General features: G+C 73.7%; 24 protein-coding genes. 16 read left to right on the top strand and 8 right to left on the bottom strand.

The annotated features are described in order from the left end of the window. The first annotated feature begins 65 nt into the window (after positions 1 to 65). From J4557_RS03430 to J4557_RS03410, 5 genes are all read left to right on the top strand, one after another. Entirely contained in the window at positions 66 to 896 is an 831-nt protein-coding gene (locus J4557_RS03430; RefSeq protein WP_208264856.1) for a maleylpyruvate isomerase family mycothiol-dependent enzyme, read from the top strand. A 117-nt stretch (positions 897 to 1,013) separates the two neighbouring features. Beyond that, positions 1,014 to 2,093, top strand: a complete 1,080-nt coding sequence (locus J4557_RS03425) for a hypothetical protein (RefSeq protein WP_208264855.1) — start codon at positions 1,014 to 1,016, stop codon at positions 2,091 to 2,093. A gap of 85 nt (positions 2,094 to 2,178) precedes the next feature. Continuing rightward, entirely contained in the window at positions 2,179 to 3,663 is a 1,485-nt protein-coding gene (locus J4557_RS03420; protein WP_208264854.1) for a class I adenylate-forming enzyme family protein, read from the top strand. Positions 3,664 to 3,690: 27 nt separating this feature from the next. Then, positions 3,691 to 4,671: a DUF7064 domain-containing protein gene (locus tag J4557_RS03415; protein WP_208264853.1), complete on the top strand. Its 981-nt coding sequence runs from the start codon at positions 3,691 to 3,693 to the stop codon at positions 4,669 to 4,671. Further along, complete coding sequence (locus J4557_RS03410; protein WP_208264852.1) at positions 4,668 to 5,723, top strand: phosphotransferase; 1,056 nt, start codon at positions 4,668 to 4,670, stop codon at positions 5,721 to 5,723. The genes J4557_RS03415 and J4557_RS03410 overlap by 4 nt, the downstream gene beginning before the upstream one ends. A gap of 48 nt (positions 5,724 to 5,771) precedes the next feature. Here J4557_RS03410 and J4557_RS03405 read toward each other — a convergent pair whose 3' ends face one another. Together J4557_RS03405 and J4557_RS03400 are read right to left on the bottom strand one after the other, a co-directional pair. Next, positions 5,772 to 6,281: a nuclear transport factor 2 family protein gene (locus J4557_RS03405; RefSeq protein ID WP_208264851.1), complete on the bottom strand. Its 510-nt coding sequence runs from the start codon at positions 6,279 to 6,281 to the stop codon at positions 5,772 to 5,774. Next, entirely contained in the window at positions 6,278 to 7,153 is an 876-nt protein-coding gene (locus J4557_RS03400) for an LLM class F420-dependent oxidoreductase (RefSeq protein ID WP_208264850.1), read from the bottom strand. The genes J4557_RS03405 and J4557_RS03400 overlap by 4 nt, the downstream gene beginning before the upstream one ends. Positions 7,154 to 7,330: 177 nt before the next feature. Between J4557_RS03400 and J4557_RS03395 the strand changes: the two genes are divergently transcribed. After that, positions 7,331 to 8,227 (top strand): IclR family transcriptional regulator, encoded by an 897-nt coding sequence (locus tag J4557_RS03395; protein ID WP_208264849.1) that lies wholly within the window; start codon positions 7,331 to 7,333, stop codon positions 8,225 to 8,227. Positions 8,228 to 8,246: 19 nt separating this feature from the next. Here J4557_RS03395 and J4557_RS03390 read toward each other — a convergent pair whose 3' ends face one another. Next, entirely contained in the window at positions 8,247 to 8,855 is a 609-nt protein-coding gene (locus J4557_RS03390) for a flavin reductase family protein (protein WP_208264848.1), read from the bottom strand. Positions 8,856 to 9,091: 236 nt separating this feature from the next. Between J4557_RS03390 and J4557_RS03385 the strand changes: the two genes are divergently transcribed. Genes J4557_RS03385 through J4557_RS03370 form a run of 4 tightly spaced genes read left to right on the top strand, consistent with a single transcriptional unit; the run spans position 9,092 to position 13,897 of the window. Further along, positions 9,092 to 9,961: an alpha/beta fold hydrolase gene (locus J4557_RS03385; RefSeq protein ID WP_208264847.1), complete on the top strand. Its 870-nt coding sequence runs from the start codon at positions 9,092 to 9,094 to the stop codon at positions 9,959 to 9,961. Beyond that, positions 9,958 to 11,670 carry an FAD-binding protein gene (locus tag J4557_RS03380; protein ID WP_208264846.1) on the top strand — a complete coding sequence of 571 codons (1,713 nt, stop codon included), beginning with the start codon at positions 9,958 to 9,960 and terminating at the stop codon, positions 11,668 to 11,670. The genes J4557_RS03385 and J4557_RS03380 overlap by 4 nt, the downstream gene beginning before the upstream one ends. After that, positions 11,667 to 12,692: a 2Fe-2S iron-sulfur cluster-binding protein gene (locus J4557_RS03375; RefSeq protein WP_208264845.1), complete on the top strand. Its 1,026-nt coding sequence runs from the start codon at positions 11,667 to 11,669 to the stop codon at positions 12,690 to 12,692. The genes J4557_RS03380 and J4557_RS03375 overlap by 4 nt, the downstream gene beginning before the upstream one ends. A 20-nt stretch (positions 12,693 to 12,712) precedes the next feature. Then, a complete protein-coding gene (locus tag J4557_RS03370) occupies positions 12,713 to 13,897 on the top strand; it encodes an acyl-CoA dehydrogenase family protein (RefSeq protein WP_208264844.1) in 1,185 nt (394 codons plus the stop codon). 46 nt (positions 13,898 to 13,943) lie between these two features. Here J4557_RS03370 and J4557_RS03365 read toward each other — a convergent pair whose 3' ends face one another. Continuing rightward, on the bottom strand, positions 13,944 to 14,771 hold the full coding sequence (locus J4557_RS03365; RefSeq protein ID WP_208264843.1) for an SDR family NAD(P)-dependent oxidoreductase: 828 nt from the start codon (positions 14,769 to 14,771) through the stop codon (positions 13,944 to 13,946). Positions 14,772 to 14,925: 154 nt separating this feature from the next. On the opposite strand from J4557_RS03365, the gene J4557_RS03360 reads away from it, so the two are divergent. From J4557_RS03360 to J4557_RS03335, 6 genes are all read left to right on the top strand, one after another. After that, complete coding sequence (locus J4557_RS03360) at positions 14,926 to 15,831, top strand: VOC family protein (RefSeq protein WP_208264842.1); 906 nt, start codon at positions 14,926 to 14,928, stop codon at positions 15,829 to 15,831. A 4-nt stretch (positions 15,832 to 15,835) separates the two neighbouring features. Next, positions 15,836 to 17,323, top strand: a complete 1,488-nt coding sequence (locus J4557_RS03355; protein WP_208264841.1) for an FAD-dependent oxidoreductase — start codon at positions 15,836 to 15,838, stop codon at positions 17,321 to 17,323. Continuing rightward, complete coding sequence (locus tag J4557_RS03350; RefSeq protein WP_208264840.1) at positions 17,320 to 18,201, top strand: LLM class F420-dependent oxidoreductase; 882 nt, start codon at positions 17,320 to 17,322, stop codon at positions 18,199 to 18,201. Before J4557_RS03355 ends, J4557_RS03350 begins: the two co-directional genes overlap by 4 nt. Further along, positions 18,198 to 18,662 carry a nuclear transport factor 2 family protein gene (locus J4557_RS03345; protein ID WP_208264839.1) on the top strand — a complete coding sequence of 155 codons (465 nt, stop codon included), beginning with the start codon at positions 18,198 to 18,200 and terminating at the stop codon, positions 18,660 to 18,662. Before J4557_RS03350 ends, J4557_RS03345 begins: the two co-directional genes overlap by 4 nt. Next, the gene (locus tag J4557_RS03340) at positions 18,655 to 19,467 is read left to right on the top strand and encodes an SDR family NAD(P)-dependent oxidoreductase (RefSeq protein WP_208264838.1); all 813 of its coding nucleotides are present in this window, start codon (positions 18,655 to 18,657) and stop codon (positions 19,465 to 19,467) included. The genes J4557_RS03345 and J4557_RS03340 overlap by 8 nt, the downstream gene beginning before the upstream one ends. A 73-nt stretch (positions 19,468 to 19,540) precedes the next feature. Then, entirely contained in the window at positions 19,541 to 21,157 is a 1,617-nt protein-coding gene (locus J4557_RS03335; RefSeq protein ID WP_208264837.1) for an AMP-binding protein, read from the top strand. Here J4557_RS03335 and J4557_RS03330 read toward each other — a convergent pair. The 4 genes from J4557_RS03330 to J4557_RS03315 form a co-directional block, all read right to left on the bottom strand. After that, positions 21,123 to 21,959, bottom strand: coding sequence for an oxidoreductase (locus J4557_RS03330; protein ID WP_208264836.1), 837 nt, complete (start codon positions 21,957 to 21,959; stop codon positions 21,123 to 21,125). The two genes, J4557_RS03335 and J4557_RS03330, sit on opposite strands and share 35 nt — an antisense overlap. Continuing rightward, positions 21,956 to 22,813, bottom strand: coding sequence for a helix-turn-helix transcriptional regulator (locus J4557_RS03325; RefSeq protein WP_208264835.1), 858 nt, complete (start codon positions 22,811 to 22,813; stop codon positions 21,956 to 21,958). The genes J4557_RS03330 and J4557_RS03325 overlap by 4 nt, the downstream gene beginning before the upstream one ends. Positions 22,814 to 22,924: 111 nt before the next feature. Next, positions 22,925 to 23,368, bottom strand: coding sequence for a MarR family winged helix-turn-helix transcriptional regulator (locus J4557_RS03320; RefSeq protein WP_208264834.1), 444 nt, complete (start codon positions 23,366 to 23,368; stop codon positions 22,925 to 22,927). 24 nt (positions 23,369 to 23,392) lie between these two features. Then, entirely contained in the window at positions 23,393 to 24,316 is a 924-nt protein-coding gene (locus J4557_RS03315; RefSeq protein WP_208264833.1) for an MBL fold metallo-hydrolase, read from the bottom strand. Between the last annotated feature and the right edge of the window lie 62 nt (positions 24,317 to 24,378).

Genomic DNA, 24,378 nt, shown 5'->3' with positions numbered 1-24,378 from the left:
CGCCGCCCCTTCCCAGGGGGCGGCGCCCGGGCGCGTCCGGGGCTTCTGGATAGATTGAGGACGCCTTGTCCCCCTTGCTGAAGGACGCCGGGATGAACGACGAGATGCGCGGGAACGTCGCCGCGTTCGAGCAGACGGTCCGTTCCTCGCTCGCGCTTGCCGCGACGCTCGGCGCGGCGGAGTGGGAGCGCCCGACCGACTGCCCGGGCTGGACGGTCAAGGACCAGTTCTCCCACCTGGTCTCGGTGGAGGCGTCGCTGCTCGGCGACCCGTCCCCCGAGGTCGAGGTCCCCGAGTTCGACCACCTCCGCAACGACTTCGCCCGGTTCCTGGAGGCCGGCGTGCACGCGCGGCGGTCCGTCCCCGGGCCGCAGGTCGCGGCCGAGCTGGCGGACGTGCTGGAGCGCCGCCTCGCCCAGCTGCCCGGCCTGGACCCGGACGAGCCCACGACGCTCCCGAACGGGAAGCAGGGCACGTACGCGCTGTTCATGCGGTTCCGCGCGATGGACTGCTGGACGCACGAGCAGGACGTGCGCCGCGCGGTCGGCCGCCCGGGCAACCTGGACGCGCCGGCGGCGGACTGCTTCTGGGACGTCCTCGCCCAAGGGCTGCCGCTCGTCGTGGCGCGCAAGGCCGGGGCGGAGCCGGGGCAGTCGGTGCTGTTCCGGATCGGCGGGCCGGTCGAGCGCCGGGTGGCCGTCGTGGTGGACGGCGACGGGCGCGGCGCGTTCGCCGGCGAGGTGCCGGGCGACGCGACGGCCGAGCTGGAGATGGACTGGGAGTGCTACGTGCGGCTCACGGCGGGACGGTGCGGGCCGGACGCGGTGAAGGTGCGGGCCAAGGGGGACGCGGAGCTCGCCGGACGGGTGCTCGCCGGCATGGCCCTGACCCCGTGAGAACGACCACCGGCGGATAGCCGGATCCGGCCACGGACGAACGGGACGGCTTTACAGCTCGATCATGCCAGTGAATGCTGGCACGATCGAGTTCCCCGCATGGGAGGAGACCGTCCCGTGAGAACCCTGCTCGGCCGCCGGACCGCGGCGCTCGCCGTCACCGCCGCCGTCACCGCCGCCGGCCTGACCGGCACCGCGCTGGCCGACGCCCCGTCCGGCGCCTGGACCGCCACCGAGATCACCGGGCTGACCGCTCCGGCGCTCTACGGGGTCACGGCGCCCGACCGCGGGCACGCCTGGGCCGTCGGCACGCAGTCGTCCTCGTCCGCCCCGCTGATCCTGAGCTACCGGCACGGCGCCTGGGCGCCGCAGGCCGCGCCCGCCGGAACCGCGCCCCAACTGGTGGACGTCGCGTCCCGCGGACCGTCCAACGTGTGGGCCGTGGGGCAGGGCGGCGGCGACGCCACGGCGAAGTCGCTGCACTGGAACGGCCGCGCGTGGAAGGCCGTCGCCTACCCGCGGCAGCTGCCGATGGCCGTCTCGGTCGACTCCCGGGGCAAGGCCTGGTCGATCGGCTCCAACACCGACGGCAGCGGCGCCGCCGTCTTCCGCCGGACCGGCGGCACCTGGACGGACGAGGGGCTCTCGCTCGCGAGCGGAACCCTGCTGGACGCGCTGGCCGCGCGGACGCCCGAGGACGTCTGGGCCGGCGGCATGACCTCGTCCGGCGACGGCCTGTGGCACTACGACGGGACGGCCTGGACGCAGATGGACATCCCCGGCGATTGGCCGCACTGGGTGCTTCAGGTCGTCGCACTGTCACCGGAGGACGTCTGGTTCTACACGATCCCGCAGGACCCGCTCTTCTCAGGCCCGACCCTCGTCCACTGGGACGGCGCCGCGTTCACCGTGACGAAGACGCCCTCGCCCTACGAGCAGGTCCGCGCCTACGCCCAGGACGTCGGGTTCCTCGGCGACATCGCGTCCGACGGGCGGGGCGGGGTGTGGCTGCAGGACAGCCGCACCGCCTACTACCGGCACTTCGACGGGACGACCTGGACGAGCGTGCCGCGTCCCGCCAACGACCTGGGCGGCTGGCCGCAGGTCTACGACCTCGCGCAGGTCGGCCGCACCGCGTCGGTGTGGGGCGTCGGGCCCGGCGCCGGCGACCGGCTGCTGATCGACCGGTTCCGCTGACCCGCGCACCTGTACTACCGCCGGGCCGAGGCGGACCATGTCCTCATCGCCGCTCCCGACCGCGCCAGAGCCTAGGAGGGCCACCGTGACCGGCATCGACGAGCGCGTGCGGGACTTCGCCCGGACGCAACCGGACCGCGTCGCCGTCATCGGCACCACCACCTCGATCACCTGGGGCGAGCTGGACGCCGCCGCCGACCGCGCCGCCGCGTTCCTCGCCGGGCGCGGCGTCGGGCCCGGCGACCGGGTCGGCTGGCTCGGCCGCAACGACGCCGCCTACCCGGTCCTGCTGCTCGGCGCGTGGCGGCGCCGCGCCGTGCTCGCCGGGCTGAACCGGCGGCTCGGCCCGTCCGGGCTGCGGGCCGTGCTGGACTCCGTCGAGCCCGCCCTGCTCGTCGCCGACGCGAGGAGCGCCGCCCTCGCCGAGCAGGACCACGTCGTCCCGGACGGCGATCCGCCCTGGTCGGACGGCCCGATCGACGCGGACGCGGTCCTCGCCCCGGAGCCCGGCGACGCCGCGCTGCTGTTCTTCACCTCCGGGTCCACCGGCACCCCGAAGGGCGTGCTCCTCGACCGCGGCCCGAACGACGCCCTGTGCACCATGCCGATGCCGTTCGAGATGACCCCGTCGTCGACGGCGCTGATCGTCCCGCCGGTGTTCCACGTCGCCGGGTCGAGCTGGGTGCAGATGGCCCTGGCGTCCGGCGCGACCCAGCTGTTCCCGGCGGACGCGGCGCCCGCGTCGATCGTCCGCGCGCTGCGCTACCACCGCGTCACGCACGCGCTGATGGAGCCGGCGCTGATCAGGACCGTGCTGGACGAGCTGTCCCGCACCGGCGCGAACCTCCCGGACCTGCGGCACATCGCCTATGACGGCATGCCGATCCCGCGCCCGCTGCTGGAGTCGGCGGCCAAGGTGCTCGCGGGCGCCGGGTTCACGCAGGCGTACGGGCTGACGGAGGCGGGCGGGCTCTGCGCGCACCTGGAGCCGTCCGACCACGTCCTGGACGGCCCGGACGGCAGGCTCGGCGCCGCCGGACGGCCCGTGCCCGGCGTCCGGTTCACGGTGGTCCGTCCCGGCACGGACGAGGAGTGCGCGCCGGGCGAGCAGGGCGAGGTCCTCATCGGGTCCGACTTCATGATGCGCGGCTACTGGCGCGATCCGGCCCGCACCGGCGAGGTCCTCGACGCGTCGGGCCGGCTGCGCAGCGGCGACCTCGGGCACCTCGACGAGGCCGGCTACCTGCACATCGCGGGCCGCGCCGACGACGTGATCACCACCGCCGCCGGGGAGAACGTGCACCCGGCCGGGACCGAGCGGACGATCATGGCGCTGCCGGGCGTGGCGGAGGCGGCCGTGTTCGGCGTCCCGGACGGGCACGGGGGGCAGCGGGTCTGCGCCGCCGTGGTCACCGACGCGGGCCTGACCCCGGACGAGGTGATCGGGTTCTGCCGGTCCCGGATGGCGCACCACGAGTGCCCGTCCGAAGTGCTCGTCGTGCCCTCGCTTCCGCGGACCCCGGCTGGGAGGATCTCCAGGAGCCGCCTGCGCGGCCTCGCCGCCCCCTGACCCCCGACCACCCCCGGAGGTTCGCCCATGGCGAAGGTCATCGATCACGGAACCTGGCAGTTGACGCCCGCGGACGAGGGGCTGCACGAGCCCGGGTCCGAGGTGCTCTGGAACGAGTCCTACTACTTCGACTTCGCCGCACCGGACGGGTCCGTCGCCGGGTACGTGCGGCTCGGCCTGTACCCGAACTGGGACCGCGCCTGGTACTGGGCGTGCGTCACCGGGAAGGACCGCCCGCTCGTCCTGATCGCCGACAACGACGCCCCGCTGCCGAAGCCGGGCACCACCGACGTCCGGACCGGTGCGTACGAGGCGACGCAGACCATCGCCGAGCCGTTCGGGCCGGTGCGGATCGGGCTCGACGGCGAGGCCGCGATCCTGCCCGACCCCACCGCCGCGTACGGCGACACGTCCGGCGCGGAGACGACGCGCCTCACCTTCGATCTGCGATGGGACACCGTCGGCGGCGTCTACCCCTACAAGGACATCCCGCGCTACGAGATCCCGTGCACGGTCTCCGGCACCGTCACGGTCGGGGACGAGGCCCTCGCCGTCGACGCGCCCGGCGAGCGCGACCACAGCTGGGGGGAGCGCGACTGGTGGAAGACGTCGTGGCTCTGGTCGTCCGGGCGCCTCGGCGACGGCACGTTCTTCCACTGCATGCAGGCCAACATCGGGTTCGCGATCCCGTGGCCGTCGTTCGCGGTGCCGCCGGGCGGCGAGATCGAGCACCGCGACGGCTTCTCCGCCGAGACGCGCTTCGCGGCGGACGATCTGCCGGAGTCGTCGCACCTGCGGGTGCCGGGCGTCCCGATGACCGCGACGCCGCTGGCGTTCGCGCCCGTCGCCGTCGTCTCGCCCGACGGCCGGACCGCGCATTTCCCGCGCGCGCTCTGCCGTTTCGAGGCCGAGGACGGCCGCACCGGCCACGGCTGGACGGAATGGCACCAGCCGCCCGGCTGGCGGGACCACGGCTGGTCGTACCTCGCCGAAGGCGGCGCGCGATGACCGGGCCGGTCGCGGGCGGCGCCGGCCTGACCGCGTCCTGGCTGACCGAGGCGCTCGCGGGCGACCTGGACGGCGCGGCGGTCACCGTCGTCGGCGCCGAGCCGGTCGGCACCGGCCAGGTCTCCGACAGCCTGCGCCTGAGCCTCACCTATGACGGTCCCGTCGGGCTGCCCGCCACGATGATCGCGAAGGTCCCGGCGGCGGACGAGGCGGGCCGCGCCGCGGCCCGCGCGATCCGCACCTACGAGGTGGAGGCGAGCTTCTACGCGGGCGTCGCGGGCGGGCTCGACGCCAGCGTGCCCGCCTGCTACTTCTCCGCCTACGAGGCCGAGAAGGACGAGTACGTCGTCCTTCTCCAGGACCTCGCGCCCGCGCGGGCGGGAGACCAGCTCGCGGGCGTCTCACCGGACGAGGCGGCCGCCGCGGTCGACGAGATGGCCGCCCTGCACGCCGCCGGATGGAACGATCCGGACCTCGCCGAGCTGCCCTGGCTGAACCGGCACGGCGCGGAGGCCGCCGAGTTCACCACCGCGATGGTGACCGGGCTGTACCAGGGCTTCAAGGAACGGTACGCGGAACGGCTGGAACTCGAGGTCATCGACCTGATCGAGGACTTCCTGCCGTCGCTGGGCGGCTACCTCGCCGCGCGGGACGGCGCGTCCACCCTCACGCACGGCGACTTCCGCGCCGACAACCTGCTGTTCGGCGGGCCGCGCCCGGTCGTCCTGGACTGGCAGACCTGCGCCTACGGGCCGGGCGCCGCCGACCTCGCGTACTTCCTCGGCTCCAGCCTGCCCGTGGAGGACCGCCGCGAGCACGAGCGGGCGCTCGTCCGCCGCTACCACGCCGCCCTCACCGGTCGCGGCGTGGACCTGGCCTGGGACGACTGCTGGGACGGCTACCGCCGGCACGCCTTCCAGGGCATCGTCATGGCGATCGGCGCGTCGATGCTGGTCGAGCGCACCGCCCGGGGCGACGAGATGTTCTGCACGATGACCGAGAGGCACGCCCACCACGCCCTCGACCTCGACGCCGCGTCCCTCCTGCCGTGACCACCGGCCGTGGCGCCCCGCGTCCGGGGGCGCCACGGCGGTTCCGGCTCAGGTCCGTTCGGCGTGGGGGAAGTGGGAGGCGAGCAGGTCGGGGGACTCGGGGCGGCCGTCGAGCACCCGGTTCGTCCGGTTGGCGACGCTCCAGCCGTCCGGGCCGCGGCGCAGCGTCCAGTGGTTGGCGGTGGCGCGGCGCAGCGCGAAGCCGTCCTCCCCGTTCACGATCATCAGCGTGTAGCCGACGGCGGTGGCCCCGTCGCCGGCGACGGTGACGTGCGGCGGCCCGACGAAGTGCGCGCAGCCGCCCGCGATCCAGCGCCGGTGGTTCGCGGACCGGACCATCGCGTCGATCGCGGGGCGGCCGTCCATCATCAGCTCGTCCACGTCGTACACGCCGTCCTCGTCCCACAGGGCGGCGACGGCCTCGGCGCAGCCGCTGTCGACCAGCGGCCCGTAGGACAGGATCAGCCGGGTGATCTCCCGCTCGTCCTCCAGCGCGCGCAGCCGGTCTTCGAGGGCGGCGAGCCGGGTCTCGACATCGGTCACGGCATGGTCGGTCACAGGGTGTCTCCAAAGGTGAGGGCGTAGGCGCCGGCGAGGTCGCGGAGGGCGGCGAGCTGCTCGCAGTAGTGCGCGGCCGACTCCGCGGCGATGCGGACGCCGGCGACCGTCGCGCCCGCCTCCCGCAGCCGGACGAGCGCCGTGCCCGCGCCCTCCGCGTCGCCGATCGGGTCCAGCGGGCGGGACGGGCCGAGCACCACGTCGAAGCCGTCCGGGACGTCGGCCTCGGCGAGCATCTCGGCGAGCCGGGACAGCGGCAGCCCGAACGGCACCCAGCCGTCGGCGGCGAGCGCCCGGCGCAGGGAGCGGGCCGTGCGGCCGCCGATCCAGAACGGGACGTGCTCCTGGACGGCGTGCGGCTCGACGACCATGCCCGAGAAGTCGTAGTGCTCGCCGTGGTACTCCGGCACCCGCTCCGCCAGGGACGCCCGCAGTGCGGCGATGGCGTCGTCCGCGCGCGCGCCGCGTCCGGCGAACGGCGCGCCGAGCAGGTCGAACTCCTCCTCCAGGCTGCCGACGCCGAGGCCCAGCGTGAGCCGGCCGCCGCTGACCCGGTCGAGGGTGCCGTACCGCTTGGCGACCGCGAGCGGGTGGTGGTAGCCGAGCACGAGCACCTGGGTGGCGAGCCGGATCCGGGCGGTGCGGGCGGCGAGGTAGCCGAAGGTGGCGAGCGGGTCCCAGTAGACGCCGCCGCGCTGCTCGGCCGCCTCGACCGGTACCGCGACGTGCTCGCTGCAGGTCAGATGGTGGTAGCCGAGCCCGTCGGCGGTCTCGGCGATCCGCCCGATCTCCTCGATGCCGGCGTCCCGCTCCCAGCCGCCGTGCCCGTGCGGCGGCTGCGCCACCACCGGCGTGACGATGCCGACATGCATCGCGTCCCCTCTCGACAGAAAAACGTTCTACTTCTGGCCCCGCCGTCGTCCGAGCTCCGGGCCGATGCCCGCTGCTCCTGCGTGACCTGGCCTGACGCTACCCCTTCCAGTCCGCGCCAGGACTTGCTAGATTCCACTCAACAAGAATTCATTTCAGTCGTGTTCCCGGGAGGTGCGATGACCGAGACCATGGCCGCGCCCACGCGGCGCGATGCGCCGCCCTCGATGATCGAGCGGATGACGCTGATCCTCGACGCCTTCAACGGGCCGTCGGCCCGGCTCACGCTGGAGGACGTGGCCCGCCGCACCGGGCTGCCGCGCTCCACCGCGCACCGGATCCTCGACCAGCTCGTCCGGCAGCGGTGGCTCGCCCACCACTCCTTCGGCTACGGCCTCGGCCAGCGCGCGCTCGGCCTCGGCGGCCAGGACGGCGGGCACGGCAAGATCCGCGAGGCCGCCGCGCCGTACCTGCACGAGCTGCAGGTCACCACCGGCCTCGTCGCGCACCTCGCGGTGCTGGACGGCGCCGAGGTCTTCTACCTCGACAAGCTCGGCGGGCGGCTCGCCGCCTCCGTGCCGTCCCGGGTCGGCGGCCGCGCCCCCGCGCACTCCACCGCGCTCGGCAAGGCGATGCTCGCCTGGCTGGAGCCCGAGCAGGTGGACGCGCTGCTCGGCACCGGGATCACCCGGCTGACCAGCCGCACCATCGGCGAGCTCGGCACCCTGCACCAGGAGCTGCACCGCGTCCGGCAGCGCCGCGGCCTGGCGTTCGAGCGCGGCGAGTCGTTCCCCGGCATCGCCTGCGTGGCCGTCGCGGTCCGCGGCGCGGACGGCCCCGTCGCGGGGATCTCCCTGGTCGGCGACATCCACACGCCGCTGGAGAACGTCGCGCCCCTCGTCGTCACCGCCGCCCGCGAGACCTCACAGGTGCTGTTCCCCGGCTCCGCCGCGGCGGGACGCCCCGGCGGCCGGACCCGCCGCGCGCACACCGACCGCCCCGTCCCGGAGCACACCTGGTCCGCCGCGACCATGAACCGGCTGCTCGCCGTGGACGGCCGCGGCGACTGGATGTGACCCGCTCATCCATGTGAACTCAGCCCCAGCCCCACCGGTCGCCGTCTCCCCAGGGGTCGGGGGCGAACGGCACCTCCGGCGGGTGCACGCCGAACCGGCTGCGGAAGAACAGCATCGGGCGGCGCCACACCCCGCCCGGGGCCTCGTGCACCCGGACCGACAGCACCCGGCCGATCACCACGTCGTGGTCGCCGGCCTCGTGCACGTCGTGGACGGCGGCGTGCACGTTCAGCAGGACGTCCTGGAGCTGGGGGGTGCCGTGCGGGGACAGGTCCCAGTCGAGCCCCTCGTACTTCAGGCCGCGGCTCGACCCGAACCGCGCGCACAGGTCGGCCTGCTCCTCGCCGAGGACGTTCACGCAGAACCGGCCGGCGGAGCGGATCCGGGGCCACGACCGGCCGCGCCGGTCCGCGCAGAACAGGATCAGCGGCGGTTCGAGCGACACCGACGTGAACGACTGGCAGGCGAACCCGACGGGCTCGTCCCCGTCGAGCGCGGTCACCACGGTGACGCCGGTCGCGAACTCCGCCATCGCCCGCCGGAACTCCAGGGGGTCGGGGGAGTCCGCGGGCTCCGCCGGCCCGGTGTTCCCTGCTGCTTCTGCGGTGAGCGCTGGCTCTGCTGGCATGAAGTCACCTCGCGGCTCTCGGACACTGTCGCCGGTCTCGATGCACCGGAACGTAGGCACGCGCGCCGCCGCGCGCGCCCCCTGATCCCAATGAGTGGAAGCCCGCGCCCGGCGAGCCGTCAAGTGGGCCCCCGAGCGACCCCTCCGGCGGACGTCCCGCTGATCGGGAATCCACTGGACGGTCCTGACCAAACGCCCGTTAGGTTTCCGGCAAGCCACCCAGAAGGACTGAGAACATGCCCACGGAGCTGACCTACGAGTCGACATTGCGCGAACTCGCCACGGACCAGGGCGTCCTGCGCTATCACGAGGCGGGTGACGGCCCGCCGCTGCTGATGCTGCACGGCTCGGGTCCCGGCGTGACGGGCTGGCGCAACTTCCGCGGCAACCTGGCGCGGTTCGCCGAGCACTTCCGCTGCCTGGTGCTGGAGTTCCCCGGCTTCGGCGTGAGCGACCCGACCGACGAGCACCCGATGGCCGCCGCGTCCGGCGCCGCGATCCGCTTCCTGGACGGCCTCGGCATCGAGCAGGTCGACGTGATCGGCAACTCCATGGGCGGCATCGTCGGCACCCAGACGGCCCTCGCCCGCCCCGAGCGGGTGCGGCGCCTGGTCACCATCGGCGGGATCGGCCGCAACATCTTCAGCCCCGGCCCCGGCGAGGGCATCAAGCTGCTGATGGAGTTCACCGACGACCCGACCCGCGAGGGCCTGGTCCGGTGGCTGAACTCCATGGTGTTCAACCCCAAGGTGGTCACCGAGGAGCTGATCGAGGAGCGCTGGCAGCAGGCCACCGACCCCGAGACCCTCGCCGCCGCGCGCCGCATGTACTCGACGGCCGCGATGACCGCGAACTTCAAGGCGCAGGCCCGCTCGCCCGAGCCGCCCTACTGGGCGATGCTCCACCGGCTGAAGGCCGAGACCCTCATCACCTGGGGACGCGACGACCGGGTCAGCCCCGTCGACATGATGCTCGTCCCGATGCGGACGATCCCGAACGTGCAGGTCAACATCTTCCCGAACTGCGGGCACTGGGTGATGATCGAGCAGAAGGCCGCCTGGGAGAGCGCGGTGCTGGCCTTCCTGACCCGTAAGGACGAGTCATGAGCGCCGGGGCGGGTGCCGGAGAGGGTGCCGCCTGGGACGGCGAGTACGACCTCGTCATCGTCGGCAGCGGCGGGGGCGGCATGGCCGCCGCGCTCACCGCGCACGACGCCGGGCTGAAGCCGCTGATCATCGAGAAGGGCAAGAAGTTCGGCGGGTCCACCGCGCTGTCCGGCGGCGGCATCTGGATCCCGAACAACCCGACGCTGAAGGCGCGCGGCCACGACGACAGCCGCGAGTCGATCCGCCGCTACCTCGACCTGCTCACGCAGGGGCGCGTCCCGGCGGCCCGGCTCGACGCCTACGTCGACAACGGCCCCGCCGCCATGGAGCTCATCTGCCGGAGCAAGTGGATGAAGTTCTTCTGGACGAAGGGCTACGCCGACTACCACCCCGAGCTGGAGGGAGGGCGGCCGCTCGGCAGGTCCATCGAGGCCAAGCCGTTCGACACCCGCAAGCTCGGCGAGGACGAGCAGTACCAGCGGCCCAACAACATGAAGGGCCCGCTCGGGCTCTGGGTCACCGCGAAGGACTACCACGACCTCGCGATGGCCAAGCGGACGTGGGCGGGCCGCCGCGCGTCGCTGGTCGCGGCGTGGCGCGTGTCGTCCAACATGGTCCGGCGCCGGCACATGGCGACCGGCGGGCGCGCGCTCGTCGCGCGGCTGCGGATGGCGCTGAAGGACGCGGGCATCCCGCTGTGGCTGAAGACCGCGATGACCGAGCTGGTCACCGACGGCGACGGCCGCGTGATCGGGATCGTGGCGCAGACCCGCGACGGGAAGACGCTGCGGATCCGCGGGACCAAGGGCGTCCTCCTGGCGACCGGCGGGTTCGACCACAACCAGGACATGCGGGACAGGTACCTGCCCAAGGGCGGCCAGGAGGACTTCGCCATGGGCGCCCGCGAGAACACCGGCGACGGCATCCGGCTCGGCGAGGGCCTCGGCGCCGCGATCGACCTGATGGACGACGCGTGGTGGATGCCGGCCGTCCGGCACCCGCTCGGCGCGGTGATCCCGCTGGTGTCCGAGCGCGCCATCCCCCGGCAGGTCATCGTGAACGCGGAGGGCAGGCGGTTCACCAACGAGGCCGCCCCGTACGTCAACTTCGTCCACGACCAGCTGGAGGGCGGGCACGTCCCCGCCTTCTTCGTGATGGACGCGAAGGCCCGCGCCCGCTACCCGTTCGCGCAGATCCTGCCGGGCGCGCCGATCCCGAAGGCGTTCTACGACAAGGGCATCGCGTTCAAGGCGGACTCGCTGAAGGAGCTGGCCGAGAAGATCGGCGTGCCCGCGGACGCGCTGGAGGAGACCGTCCGCACCTTCAACGGCTACGCCCGCGACGGCAAGGACCCCGACTTCGGCCGCGGCGACTCCGCCTACGACCACTACTACGGCGACCCGAACCTGAAGAACCCGAACCTCGACCCGCTGGAGACCGCGCCGTACCACGCGTTCCGGCTGGAGGTCGGCGACCTCGGCACCAAGGGCGGCCTCGTCTCCGACGAGCACGCCCGCGTCCTGCGCGAGGACGGGTCGGTGATCGAGGGCCTCTACGTCACGGGCAACTCGTCGGCGTCGGTGATGGGCAACGAGTACGCCGGCCCCGGCGCGACCATCGGCCCGTCCATCGTGTTCGGCTACATCGCGGCGCGGCACGCCGCCGGTCTCGGCGCGGCGGGCGGGGACAAGGCTTCGGGACGGGCATGACCGCATCGCTCAAGGCGCGCGTCGTCGAGGTCGTCCGGGAGACGCCCGACGCGAACTCGCTCGTCCTGGAACCGGCGGAGGGCGAGGAGGGCCGGTTCGCCTACCGGCCCGGCCAGTTCCTCACGGTCCGGGTGCCCGCCGGCGACGGCTGGGTCGCGCGCTCGTACTCGCTGTGCAGCTCGCCGGTCTGCGACGAGCGGCTCAAGGTGACGGTGAAGCGGGTCGCCGAGGGGGTCGGGTCCAACTGGATCTGCGACAACGTCGCCGCGGGCGACGTGCTGGAGGTGCTGCGGCCCGCCGGCGCGTTCACCCCGCGCTCCCTGGACGAGGACCTGCTGCTCGTCGCGGGCGGCAGCGGCATCACCCCGGTGATGTCGATCCTCAAGTCGGTCCTGGCGGGCGGCACCGGCACCGTCACGCTGCTGTACGCCAACCGCGACGAACGCTCGGTGATCTTCGCGGAGGAGCTGCGCGCCCTCACCGAGGAGCACGGCGAGCGGCTCACGGTCGTGCACTGGCTGGAGTCGGTGCAGGGCCTGCCGACGCCCGCCGCGTTCCACTCGCTCGCCCGGCACTTCACCGGCCGGGAGGCGTTCGTGTGCGGGCCGGGCGTGTTCATGGACATGGCGGAGGCGGCGCTGACCGGCCTCGGCATGCGGGTGAACGTCGAGCGCTTCTTCTCGCTCACCGGCGACCCCTTCGAGGAACCGGACGAGGACCCGCCGGCCGAGGCCGGCGCGGCGGACGCCGCCGAGGTCGAGGTGGAGATCGACGGCGAGACCCGGACGGTGCCGTGGCCGAGGTCGCAGCTGCTGCTCGACGCGCTGCTGCGCGCCGGGGTCGACGCCCCGTTCTCCTGCCGGGAGGGCAACTGCTCCGCCTGCGCCTGCGTGGCCCTGGAAGGGGAGGTCGCGCTCGACGCCAACTCGGTCCTCGACGAGCAGGATCTCGCCGACGGCCTCATCCTCGCCTGCCAGGCGAGGCCGGTCAGCGACCGGCTCAGGATCAGCTACGACGGCTGACGGACACATCGGAGGACTTGATGACGAACCCCGTGCTCGACGCGATGATGGAGCGGGCCGAGGACATCCGCGCGCTCGGGCCGTCGAACGAGAAGCTGGGCCGGCTCGACGACCAGGCCGCCAAGGCGCTGCGCGACTCGGGCGCGATCCGGCAGCTGCAGCCGCGCGCGCACGGCGGCCTCGAGATGCACCCCTGCGAGTTCGCCGAGACGGTCATGGGCATCGCGTCCCTCGACGGCTCGACCGGCTGGGTCGCCGGGATCGTCGGCGTCCACCCGTGGGAGATGGCCTACGCCGACCCGAAGGTCCGCGAGGAGATCTGGGGCCAGAACCCTGACACGTGGATCGCCTCCCCGTACGCGCCGATGGGCATCGCCCGTCCCGTCGACGGCGGCTACATCTTCAACGGCCGCTGGCAGTTCTCCTCCGGCACCGACCACTGCGACTGGATCTTCCTCGGCGGGATGCTCGGCGACGAGGAGGGCAAGATGGCGATGCCGCCGCAGTCGCTGCACCTGATCCTGCCGCGCTCGGACTACGAGATCGTCGAGGACTCCTGGGACGTCGCCGGCCTCAAGGGGACCGGCAGCAAGGACATCATCGTCAAGGACGCGTTCGTCCCGACCTACCGGACCCTGGAGTACTCCAAGGTCGTGGACGGGTCCGCGGCGCGCGAGGCGGGGCTGACCAACCCGTCCTACCTGATGCCGTTCTCCTGCGCGTTCCCGCTCGGCATCACCGCCGCCGTGATCGGCATCGCCGAGGGCGCGCTGCACCACCACCTGGCCTACCAGCGCAACCGCGTCCAGATCACCGGCACGAAGATCAAGGACGACCCGTACGTGCTGTACGCGATCAGCGAGGCCGCCGAGGAGATCAAGGCGTCCCGGACCGCGCTGCTGGACAACTGCTCGCGGATGTACGACCGGGTCGCGGCCGGCGAGGAGATCAGCTTCGCCGACCGGGCGGCGGGCCGCCGGACGCAGGTCCGCGCCGCGTGGCGCGCGGTGCACGCGATGAACGAGATCGTCGTGCGGTCCGGGGGCAACGCGATGCGCACCGACAACCCGATCCAGCGGTTCTGGCGGGACGCGCACGTCGGCCTCGCGCACGCCATCCACGTCCCGGGGTCGGTGTACCACGTCTCCGCGCTGACGGACCTCGACATCGAGCCCCCGCAGGGCCCGATGCGCTCGATGATCTGACGTGCGCCCGCGGCGGGTCGCCGTCATGACGGCGACCCGGCGCAGGTCAGCGCAGCAGGCCCCGGTCGGCGACGAGTTTCGGGGTCCAGATCACCCGGCCGAGGAACGCGTCCGCGTCCGGTGCGGTGACGAGCCAGACGACGGCGGCGCCGGGCGCCTCCTCCGGCGTCGGCTCGAACCCCTCGTCCTGCAGCGTGGTGAGGCCGCCGCGCGCCGCGCCCGCGTCGGTGACCACGAAGCCGGGGTCGAGGTTGAACGCGCGGATCCCGCGGCCGAGGTACTCGGCGTTGACCGCGCCCGCGAGCCGGCCGAACGCCGCCTTGGACGCCGCGTACGCCACGCCCCAGCCGCCCTCGCCGGGCGGCCCCGGCGGGTCGCTGGTCGCCGAGCCGGAGCACAGGTTCACGATCGTTCCGCCGCCCCGTTCCAGCATCGCCGGCAGCACCGCCTGGATCAGCGCCAGCTGGCTCAGGTAGTTGCCGGCCATCACGCGCTCCGCGACGTCGACGTCCAGGTCGAGGAAGCGCTCGTGGGTGCCCGCGAGGTGCGCCACCGCGTTGTTGACCAGCACGTCCACGCGGCCCCAGGCGTCCAGTACCGCCGCGGCGGCCGCCGTCACGCCGGCCCGATCCAACAGGTCCATCCGGACGGGCAGCGCCCGCGCCCCGAGCGCCTCGATCTCCGCCCGCGTCCGCGCCAGGCTGCCCGGCACCGGGATCGCGTCGGCGTTCCCGTAGCGCGGCGGGATCCGTCCCTGCCCCTCCTCGACGGTCCGCGCGGTGAACGCGACGTCGTACCCGGCGCCCGCGAGCGCCAGCGCCGTCCGCCGTCCGATCCCCCTGCTCGCCCCCGTGACGAGTGCGACCTTCGCCATCCGACCTCCTCGTTGCGTCACGGCGAAAGACTCTCACTGAGCGGGAAGGCCTCCGCGACGCGGCGGCGGATTTGGCAGGTTGACGGGAACGGCCGCCGCGCCGCCGCGCCGGCCGTGGCGCCGTACGGGCCGCGACACGAAGGGACCGAGGACAGTGACGCACATCCGAGGGCTGGGCTATCTGAAGGTCCAGACCCAGCACATCGACCGCTGGCGCGAGTTCGCCCTGGAGGGCCTCGGCTTCGCCGAGGGCAGCGGCCCCGACCCGGACGGCCTGTACCTGCGCATGGACGAGCGCCGGTCCCGGCTGCAGCTGGTGCCCGGCGACACCGACAAGGTGCTGGCCGTCGGCTGGGAGGTCCGCGACCAGTACGCGCTCGCCGCCGTCCGCGAGGACGTCGAGAAGTCCGGCACCGCCGTGACGGTGCTGACCGCGAAGGAGGCGGCCGAGCGCGACGCCGAGGAGGCCATCGCGTTCACCGACCCCGGCGGCACCCCCGTCGAGGTGTTCTTCGGCCCGGTCCTGGACCACAGCCCGCTGCGGACCCGGTTCGCGCAGAAGTTCGTCACCGGCGCGATGGGCATGGGCCACGTCGTGCTGCCCACCCCGAACTTCGCCGAGACCGTCACGTTCTACAACGAGGTGCTCGGCTTCCTGCCGCGCGGCGCGATGAAGGTCGGCGGCCCCGTGCGCATCCGCTTCATGGGCGTCAACCAGCGCCACCACAGCGCCGCGATCTGCCCCGCCCCGCACGACGGCGCCCCCGGCCTGGTGCACCTGATGGTGGAGGTCGACACCCTCGACGCGGTCGGCATGGCGCTCGACGCCGTGAAGGAGCGCGGCTTCTCGATCTCCTCCACGCTCGGCCGGCACACCAACGACAAGATGGTGTCGTTCTACGTGCGCGCCCCCGGCGGCTGGGACGTCGAGTACGGCTGCGAGGGCATGCTCGTCGACGAGACGTACTACACCGCCGAAGAGATCACCAAGGACAGCTACTGGGGCCACGACTGGTCGGGGTCCGAGCCGCTGGCCGCGTTCGTCCCGCCCGGGAAGTGATCGGGTGAGCCCTCGTTCCTCGGTCGAGCCCGTCCCGCTCGCGGAGATCGGCGCGTTCGACCACGAGTGCGACGTGCTCGTCGCCGGGTTCGGCTGCGCGGGCGCGGCGGCGGCCTTCGAGGCGGCCCGCGCCGGCGCGGACGTCCTGGTGCTGGAGCGGGCGAGCGGGCCCGGCGGGTCGTCGGCGCAGTCCGGCGGCGAGCTGTACCTCGGCGGCGGCACCGAGGTGCAGAAGGCCTGCGGCTTCGACGACGACCCCGACACCATGTACGCCTACCTGGTGAAGGCGCTCGGCCCGAACGCCGACACCGCGAAGATCCGGCTGTACTGCGACGGGAGCGTCGAGCACTTCGGGTGGTTCCGCGAGTGCGGCGTCACGTTCAACCCCAGCTTCTACGACCGGCCGACGTGGATGCCCATGTCGGAGGACGGGCTGATGTGGCTGGGCGAGAACGCCTGGCCGTACAACACGGTCGCGCGTCCCGTCCCGCGCGGGCACCGCCCGGCGGCCAGCGGGTTCGGCGGCGCCGTGCTCATGGAGAAGCTGTCGGCGGCGGCGACCGCGGCCGGTGCCGTCACGCACGTCGACACCGTGGCGTCGAACCTCGTGCTGGACGGGGACGGGCGCGTCGCAGGCGTCGTCGCCCGCAAGTACGGCGAGCGGGTCACCTACCGGGCGCGGCGGGCGGTGGTGCTCACCACCGGCGGGTTCGTCGACAACGAGGAGATGCTCGCCGACCACGCCCCGGTGCTGCTCGGGCACGGCAAGGTCAGCGACGGCCTCGACGACGGCTCCGGCATCCGGATGGCGGCGGCGATCGGCGCCGCGACCCGGCGGATGGGCGTGGTCGAGATCGCGCTGACCGCGCTGCCCGCGATGGTCTGCCGCGGCATGCTCGTGGACGGGCTCGGCCGCCGGTTCCTCAACGAGGACGTCTACCCGGGCCACTGGAGCGTCCACGCGGTCCGCGACCAGCCGGGCCCCTACTGGACGATCATCGACGAGGAGGGGTACGAGTCCGTCCCCGAGGCGGACCGGTGGGGCGTCCTGCCGAAGTACGCCGCCGAGACGCTCGCCGAGCTGGAGGAGTCGCTCGGCATGCCGCCCGGCGCGCTGGAGGCGACGGTCGGGACGTACAACCGGCACGCCGAGCAGGGCGAGGACCCCTACTTCCACAAGGACCCGAAGTGGCTGCGGCCGCTGAAGCCGCCGTTCGCGGCGATCGACCCGGGCGCGGGTTTCTTCGGCGGGACCGGTGGGCCGGCGAGCGGCGCGTCCGGGTTCACGCTCGGCGGGCTGCACACCACCGTCGACGGCGAGGTCCTGAACAACTCGGGCGTCCCGGTGCCGGGGCTGTACGCGGCGGGCCGCGCGGCGTCCGGCATGCACGGCGAGGGGTACGTCAGCGGGACGTCCCTGGGCGACGGCACGTTCTTCGGCCGCCGCGCCGGACGCGCCGCCGCCGCTTCGACGACCGAGGAGAACGCATGAAGTACGCCGTCCTGCTGCCGGTCGCGGCGGGCGTGACCGCCGATCCCGCGTGGATCGGCGAGTACGTCCGGCACGCCGAGGACTGCGGTTACGAGTCCGTCGGCGCGGTCGAGCACGCGGTGGTGGCGAGCGGCTACTCCTCCGTCTATCCCTACGACAGCTCCGGGAGGATGGAGCTGGCGGACGACCTGGACATCCCCGACCCGCTGGACCTGCTGGCGTTCCTCGCCGGCCGGACGAGCCGGATCGGGCTGGCCACCGGCGTCCTCGTGCTCCCGAACCACCATCCGGTGGTGCTCGCCAAGCGGCTCGCGACGGTCGACGCGCTGTCCGGCGGGCGGCTGAGGCTGGTCGTCGGGATGGGCTGGATGCGCGAGGAGATCGAGGCGTGCGGCGCCGACTTCGACTCGCGCGGCCGGCGCGGCGACGAGCAGCTCCAGGTGCTGCGGAAGCTGTGGGCGGAGACGGGGCCGGAGGGCGCGTCGCACGACGGCGAGTTCTTCCGGTTCAAGGGGGCGATGAGCTATCCGAAGCCGGTTCAGGAGGGCGGCGTGCCGATCCACGTCGGCGGCCACACGAAGGCGGCGGCGCGGCGCGCCGGCCGCTACGGCGACGGCCTCCAGCCGCTCGGCGTCGCGGGCGAGGAGCTGCACGGGCTGGTCGCGCTGATGCGCGAGGAGGCGGAGCGGAACGGCCGCGACCCCGATGCGCTGGAGCTCACGCTCGGCCATTCGCTGTCGGCGGTCACGCCGGAGAAGGCGGAGAGGCTTGCCGCCCTCGGCGCCGGCCGCCTGGTCCTGCGCGGGAACGTGACAACGGACCTGAACGAGGCGAAGGACGAGCTGTCGGCGTGCGCCCGGCGCCTTGGCCTGTCATGACGCTGGGAACCGGCGACCGGATCGCCCTCGGTGATCTGGTCGCCCGCTACGCCCTGTACGCCGACCGCCGCGACATCGACGCCATGGCGGGCCTGTTCACCGAGGACGCGGTGCTCGTCCTGCCGTCCGCCCCCGACGAGCTCGACCCGGTGCGCACCTTCACCGGCCGCGCGGAGATCGCTGCGACGCTCTCGGTGCTGAACGGCGTCCCGGTCACGTTCCACGCCCTCGTCGGCCAGGTGTTCGACGCGGGAGCCGAACCCGGTACCGCCACCGGGGAGATCGCCTGCGTCGCCCACCACCTGACCGAACGCGACGACGGCCGGACGTCCGACCTCGTGTGGAACTGCCGGTACACCGACGCCTACCGGCTCGACGGCGGGACGTGGCGGATCGCCCGGCGCGAGCAGCGCATCGACTCGATCGAGACCCGTCCCGTCCGGAGGCGCCGCGATGGCTGAGGAGAAGCGGGTCAGCGTCGTCACCGGCGGGGCGCTGGGCATCGGGGGAGCGATCTCCCGCCGCCTCGCCGCCGCAGGGGACCTCGTCGTCCTCAACGACATCGACGCGGACGCCGCCGAGCGCGCGCGGCACGACATCGAGGCGTCCGGCGGCCGGTGCGTCACCGTGATCGGTGACATCGTCGAGGACGCCACGGTCGCGGAGGTGGCGGCCGCGGCGCTTGCGCACGGGCGCGTGGACGTTCTGGTCAACAACGTCGGCGACTTCCGTCCGGCGGCCCCGTCGTTCCAGGACAGCACGCCCGGGCAGTGGCAGCGGCTCTACGAGCTGAACCTGCTGCACGTCTTCAAGCTCACCCACGCGCTGCTGCCCGCGATGATCGAGCGGAGGTCCGGGAGCATCGTCAACAACTCGACGGTCGAGGCGTTCCGCGGCATTCCGCAGCACCCGGTGTACTCGGCGTTCAACGCGGAGGTGTCGGCGTTCACCCGCAGCCTCGCCGTCGCGGTCGGCCGGCACGGTGTCCGCGTCAACGCGATCGCGCCCGACCTCGCCGACACCGAGCAGACCCCGGTCGCGTGGATGCGGCGCGGCTACGACGAGGGCCTGGAGCACACGTGGGTTCCGCTCGCCCGGTTCGGTGAGCCGGACGACTACGCGGCCGTCGTCGCGTTCCTCGCCTCCGACGACGCCCGCTTCGTCACCGGCCACACGATCCCGGTCGACGGCGGCACGCTCGCCGCGTCCGGCTGGTTCGTCCGCGCCGACGACCAGGGCTGGACGAACCGCCCCCACCGCGCCTGAGACGGTCTCGCTCAGTGGGACGCGGGGCGTGGCCGGGTGGCCGGTGGGTCGAGCTTGGGTAGCGGGAGGACAGATGGCAGAGGTGCTGGGGGACGACCGGCCGCCCGAGGCGATCACGTTCGCCGAGCTGGTCGCCGCGCGCGCGGACGACGACCGGACGGGCCTGTGGTTCGAGGACCGCTCGTGGACGTGGCGCGAGGTCGTCGCGGAGGCGCGGCTGCGCGCCGGGCTCGCCCTCGCGGCGCGAAGGCCCGGGCCCTGGCATGCCGGGCTGTTCCTGGAGAACGGGCCCGAGCACCTGTTCTGGCTGCTCGGCGCGGCCCTCGCGGGCGTCCCGGTGGTCGAGCTGAACCCGACGCGGCGCGGCGCCGAGCTGGCCCGCGACATCACGCACACCGACTGCGCGCTGCTGGTCACCGAGACGTCCCGGGCGCCGCTGGTCGAGGGCCTCGTCCCGGACGTGCCGGTGCTGACCGTGGACGGCGGCGCCTACCCCGAGGCGCTCGCCGCCGCCCGTCCCGGCCCGATCGAGCCGGTCGCCCCGGAGACGATCTTCTCGCTGGTGTTCACGTCGGGGACGACGTCCGCGCCGAAGGCGGTCATCTGCACGCAGGGCCGGCTCGGCCGGATCGCGGTGCAGCAGCGCGACCGGCGGAAGCTGACCCGTGACGACGTGTTCTACGTCGTGATGCCGATGTTCCACTCCAACGCGCTGATGGCCGGGATCGCCCCGGCGGTCGCGACCGGCGGGTGCGTGGCACTGCGGCGGAAGTTCTCCGCCTCGGGGTTCCTGCCGGACGTCCGCCGCTACGGCGTCACGTTCTTCAACTACGTCGGCAAGCCGCTGAACTACATCCTCGCCGTCCCCGAGAAACCGGACGACGCGGACAACCCGCTGCGGATCGCGTTCGGCAACGAGGCGGCGCAGCGCGACATCGAGGAGTTCGCGCGCCGCTTCGGCTGCACGGTCATCGACTCCTACGGGTCGAGCGAGGGCGAGATCCGGCTCACCCGCGTCCCGGGCACGCCGCCCGGCTCGCTCGGCGTCGCCGAGGCGGGCACCGTCGTGATGGACCCGGAGACGCTGCGCGAATGCCCGCCCGCGACGTTCGGCCCGCACGGCGAGCTGCTGAACGCCGACGAGGCGATCGGCGAGATCGTCGACATGAAGGGCGCCGGCAAGTTCGAGGGCTACTACAACAACCCCGAGGCGACGGCGAAGCGCGTCCGCAACGGCTGGACCTGGTCGGGCGACCTCGCCTACCGCGACGCCGACGGCTACTGGTACTTCGCCGGCCGCGACAGCGACTGGCTGCGGGTGGACGGCGAGAACTTCGCCGCCGCGCCCGTCGAGCGGCTGCTCGCGCGGTTCGACGCGTTCGCGGACGTCGCCGTCTACGCGGTGCCGGACGAGCACGTGGGCGACCAGGTCATGGCGGCGGTCGCGATGGCCCCGGGGCACGCGTTCGACCCCGGGGCCTTCGCGGCGTTCCTGGACGCCCAGCCCGACCTCGGCACCAAGTGGGCGCCGCGCTACGTCCGGATCGTCGCGGAGCTGCCGCGCACCCCGACCAACAAGGTGATCAAGCGTCCGCTGCGGGACGAGGCGTGGCACACCGCCGACCCCGTCTACGAGCGCCGCGACGGCGGCTACGTCAGGCGGTCTCCGGGTAGTCCGCGCCGAGGGTGACGTCGCGCCAGTCCGCGAACTCCGTGCGGAGCCGGTCGAGGCGCGCGTTGGCGACGTCGAAGGCGACCTGGCCGAGGAGCAGCCGCAGCGGCGGCTCGTCCGCCTCGACCGCGCTGATGATCGCCCGCGCGGCGCGCACCGGGTCGCCCGGCTGGTGGCCGTAGGTCGCGAGCGTGGACGTCCGGCGGGTCCCGGCGGTGGCGGCGTAGTCGTCGATCGAGACGGGCGACTGCCGCATCGACGGGCCCGACCAGTTCGTCCGGAACGCTCCCGGCTCGACGATCGTGACGCGGATGCCGAGCGGCGCGACCTCGGCGGCGAGGGACTCCGAGAGCCCTTCGACCGCGAACTTCGTCGCGTGGTAGTAGCCCGTCGCGCCGAACGCGGCGAGCCCGCCGAGCGAGGAGACGTTGACGATGCCGCCGGAGCGTCGCGCGCGCATGCCGGGCAGGACGGCCTTGGTGACGTCCGCGAGCCCGAAGACGTTCGTGTCGAACAGCGCGCGGACCTCGGCGTCCTCGCCCTCCTCGACGGCGGCGAGGTAGCCGTACCCGGCGTTGTTGACGAGCACGTCGATGCGGCCGAACGCGTCCTCGGCGCGCTTCACGGCGGCGGCGATCTGCTCCTTGTCGGTGACGTCGAGGGGGAGCGCGAGCGCGCGGTCCCCGTGGCCCTCGACGATGTCGGCCACGGCCCGCGGGTCGCGGGCGGTGACGGCGGCGCTGTCGCCGCGTTCCAGGACGGTCTCGGCGAGGGCCCGTCCGAGCCCGGTCGAGCAGCCGGTGATGAACCAGACGGTCATTTCTGTCTTTCCTTCGTTGGCGTGGCTTCCGGCGCGTCGCCCGCGGTGAGGCTGCCGAGCAGGGCCAGCGCCTCCTCGGACGCGCTGCCCGGTGCGGCCTGGTAGACGACGAGCTGCTGCCCCGGGGCGCTGTTCACGGTCAGCGACTCGTAGGTCAGCGTCAGCTCGCCGACGAGCGGATGCTGGAAGCGTTTCGTCTCGTGCGTCTTCTGGCGGATGTCGTGGCGGGCCCACAGCCGGCGGAACTCGGCGCTCTTCACCGACAGCTCGCCGACCGTCTCGACCAGCGCGGGATCGTCGGGGTCGAGCCCGGCGGACGCCCGCAGCCCGGCGACGGTGTTGACCGCGACCCGGTCCCACTCGGGGTAGAAGTCCCGTCCGTCGGGGTCGAGGAACACCAGCCGGACCAGGTCGCCGCTGTACGCGTGGCCGCCGAACAGGGCCTTGCCGAGCGGGTTGTGGGCGAGGACGGTGAGCGTGCGCCCGAGCACGACCGCCGGGGTGTTCGGCCAGGCCTGCAGCATCTGCATCAGGTTCGGGCTGACCCGCTCCCGGCGCGGCGCGCGGCGTCCCCTGGTCTGGGGGCGCGCGAGCTTGTGCAGGTGCGCGGCCGCGTCCTCCTCCAGGTTCAGCGCGCGCGCCAGCGCGTCGACGACCTGCGCCGACGGGTTCCGCTCGCGGCCCTGCTCGAGCCGCACGTAGTAGTCGGCGCTGACCCCGGCCAGCTGCGCGACCTCCTCGCGCCGCAGCCCGGCGACCCGCCGCCGCGGGCCGGGCTCGATGCCCGCGTCCTCCGGCGCGACGAGCCCGCGCCGTGCCCGCAGGAACTCGCCGAGCGCGTTCTCCCTGTCCATGCCTTCGAGGCTAGGCGCGGTCCGGCGGCCCGGGAACCGTCAAGGTGGCCCCGCCGCACCCACCCTGACGCGGCCGGCGGGCCCGCCCCCGGGCGGCCGACGGGCCCGGGTTCACGCGGTCGGCAGGCCCGCCCGCTCGGCGATCGCGCCGAGCGCCTCGTGCAGGGCGGCGCGCTGGCCGGCGCCGAGCGGCGCGGCGATCTCCTCGTCCACCTCCCGTGCCGCCTCCGCGCACCGGCGCAGCAGCTCACGGCCGTGGTCGGTCAGCGTGAGGACCTGCCGGCGCCGGTCAGCCGGGTCGCGGCGCCGCTCGATCGCGCCGAGCCTCACGAGGTGGTCGGCGAGCGCGACGACCAGGCTCGGCGCGACGCCCATCCGCGCCGCGAGGTCCTGCTGCGACGCCGCGACCCCCGCCTCCAGCGCCGTCATCAGCCCGGCGTGCTTGAGCTTCAGGTCGTGGGCGGCGATCTTCGCGGCGAGCCGGTCGCCGTAGATCGCGCCGAGCGTCCCGAGCCGGAACGCCACCGTGGCGGGCAGGCCGCTGGCATCGCTCATGGCGACGATGTTACTCGCCATGAATCATTCTGTGTGTGAACCGTCAGGGTGCTCGGCGCAGAGGCAGCCGACGCCCCTCTCGATCCACTCCCGCCCGGCCCACTCGGGACGCCGCTCGATCATCAGCGCCCGGACCTCCTCGACGATCGTCTCCTCGCTCGCCGCCGAGTCCCGGCGCGCCCAGGTCTCGTCGCGCAGCAGCTCCAGGTAGTCGCGGACGTCCGCGAGCAGCCCCGGGCCGCCGACGTCCCCGTGCCCCGGGACCACCACGCGCGGCGCCTCCGCCGCCAGCCGCCGCATCACGGCGATCCAGCGCGTCCCGGAGACGTCGGTGTCGTGCGGCGGGAACCACGGGAAGATCGCGAACTGGCCGGCCTCCGCGAGGTCGCCGGTGAACATCACCCCGGCGTCCGGGACCGTCACCACCTGGTCGCCCCGGCTGTGCGCGCGGCCCGTCGCCCGCAGCCGCACGACCCGTCCGCCGAGGTCGAGGTCGTGCGCCTCGCCGTAGACGACGTCGGGCGCGCCCAGCTCCACGCCTTCGAGCTGCCGCGCGACCGGCGCGCCGAGGCCCCGGAACATGTGGAGATAGCCGTCGCCCTTGGTGGCGAGATCCTCGGCCTGCGCACCGTTGACCAGGTACGTCGCCTCCCCGGCGAACGCCTGCGCGCCGAACGCGTGCTCGGGATGGAAATGCGTCGTGGTCAGGTACAGCCGGCGGCCCTTGGCGTACTCGTCGGCGAACTCCAGCACCGCCTCGGTGTTCCGCGGGCCCATGCCGGTCTCGACGACCAGCACGGAATGCGCGCCGCCGATGACGCCGATGTTCGGCACCAGCTGCACCCCGCGGTTCGGGATCACCACGAGGTCGTCGGCGACCTCGCGCGCTCCGCCGACGTCCACGATCGGGTCGGGCCCCGCGTACGCGGGCTCGGTGTGTTCAGGCATGGCGTCACCCCTCCGTCAGGAGGTCCCAGTGCATCGCCGGGGCGTCGCGGGCGTCCAACACC

The organism is Actinomadura nitritigenes (genome assembly GCF_017573545.1).
Lineage (GTDB): Bacteria > Actinomycetota > Actinomycetes > Streptosporangiales > Streptosporangiaceae > Spirillospora > Spirillospora nitritigenes.
This window is presented reverse-complemented; position numbering and strand designations above follow the sequence as displayed.

What these genes read in the sequence shown, in the direction of transcription:
- J4557_RS03415 (WP_208264853.1), top strand. Translation starts at nt 3,691, where the DNA reads ATGGCGAAGGTCATCGATCACGGAACCTGGCAGTTGACGCCCGCGGAC.
- J4557_RS03410 (WP_208264852.1), top strand. Translation starts at nt 4,668, where the DNA reads ATGACCGGGCCGGTCGCGGGCGGCGCCGGCCTGACCGCGTCCTGGCTG.
- J4557_RS03400 (WP_208264850.1), bottom strand. Translation starts at nt 7,153, where the DNA reads ATGCATGTCGGCATCGTCACGCCGGTGGTGGCGCAGCCGCCGCACGGG.
- J4557_RS03395 (WP_208264849.1), top strand. Translation starts at nt 7,331, where the DNA reads ATGACCGAGACCATGGCCGCGCCCACGCGGCGCGATGCGCCGCCCTCG.
- J4557_RS03390 (WP_208264848.1), bottom strand. Translation starts at nt 8,855, where the DNA reads ATGCCAGCAGAGCCAGCGCTCACCGCAGAAGCAGCAGGGAACACCGGG.
- J4557_RS03385 (WP_208264847.1), top strand. Translation starts at nt 9,092, where the DNA reads ATGCCCACGGAGCTGACCTACGAGTCGACATTGCGCGAACTCGCCACG.
- J4557_RS03380 (WP_208264846.1), top strand. Translation starts at nt 9,958, where the DNA reads ATGAGCGCCGGGGCGGGTGCCGGAGAGGGTGCCGCCTGGGACGGCGAG.
- J4557_RS03375 (WP_208264845.1), top strand. Translation starts at nt 11,667, where the DNA reads ATGACCGCATCGCTCAAGGCGCGCGTCGTCGAGGTCGTCCGGGAGACG.
- J4557_RS03370 (WP_208264844.1), top strand. Translation starts at nt 12,713, where the DNA reads ATGACGAACCCCGTGCTCGACGCGATGATGGAGCGGGCCGAGGACATC.
- J4557_RS03365 (WP_208264843.1), bottom strand. Translation starts at nt 14,771, where the DNA reads ATGGCGAAGGTCGCACTCGTCACGGGGGCGAGCAGGGGGATCGGACGG.
- J4557_RS03350 (WP_208264840.1), top strand. Translation starts at nt 17,320, where the DNA reads ATGAAGTACGCCGTCCTGCTGCCGGTCGCGGCGGGCGTGACCGCCGAT.
- J4557_RS03345 (WP_208264839.1), top strand. Translation starts at nt 18,198, where the DNA reads ATGACGCTGGGAACCGGCGACCGGATCGCCCTCGGTGATCTGGTCGCC.
- J4557_RS03340 (WP_208264838.1), top strand. Translation starts at nt 18,655, where the DNA reads ATGGCTGAGGAGAAGCGGGTCAGCGTCGTCACCGGCGGGGCGCTGGGC.
- J4557_RS03335 (WP_208264837.1), top strand. Translation starts at nt 19,541, where the DNA reads ATGGCAGAGGTGCTGGGGGACGACCGGCCGCCCGAGGCGATCACGTTC.
- J4557_RS03330 (WP_208264836.1), bottom strand. Translation starts at nt 21,959, where the DNA reads ATGACCGTCTGGTTCATCACCGGCTGCTCGACCGGGCTCGGACGGGCC.
- J4557_RS03325 (WP_208264835.1), bottom strand. Translation starts at nt 22,813, where the DNA reads ATGGACAGGGAGAACGCGCTCGGCGAGTTCCTGCGGGCACGGCGCGGG.
- J4557_RS03320 (WP_208264834.1), bottom strand. Translation starts at nt 23,368, where the DNA reads ATGAGCGATGCCAGCGGCCTGCCCGCCACGGTGGCGTTCCGGCTCGGG.
- J4557_RS03315 (WP_208264833.1), bottom strand. Translation starts at nt 24,316, where the DNA reads ATGCCTGAACACACCGAGCCCGCGTACGCGGGGCCCGACCCGATCGTG.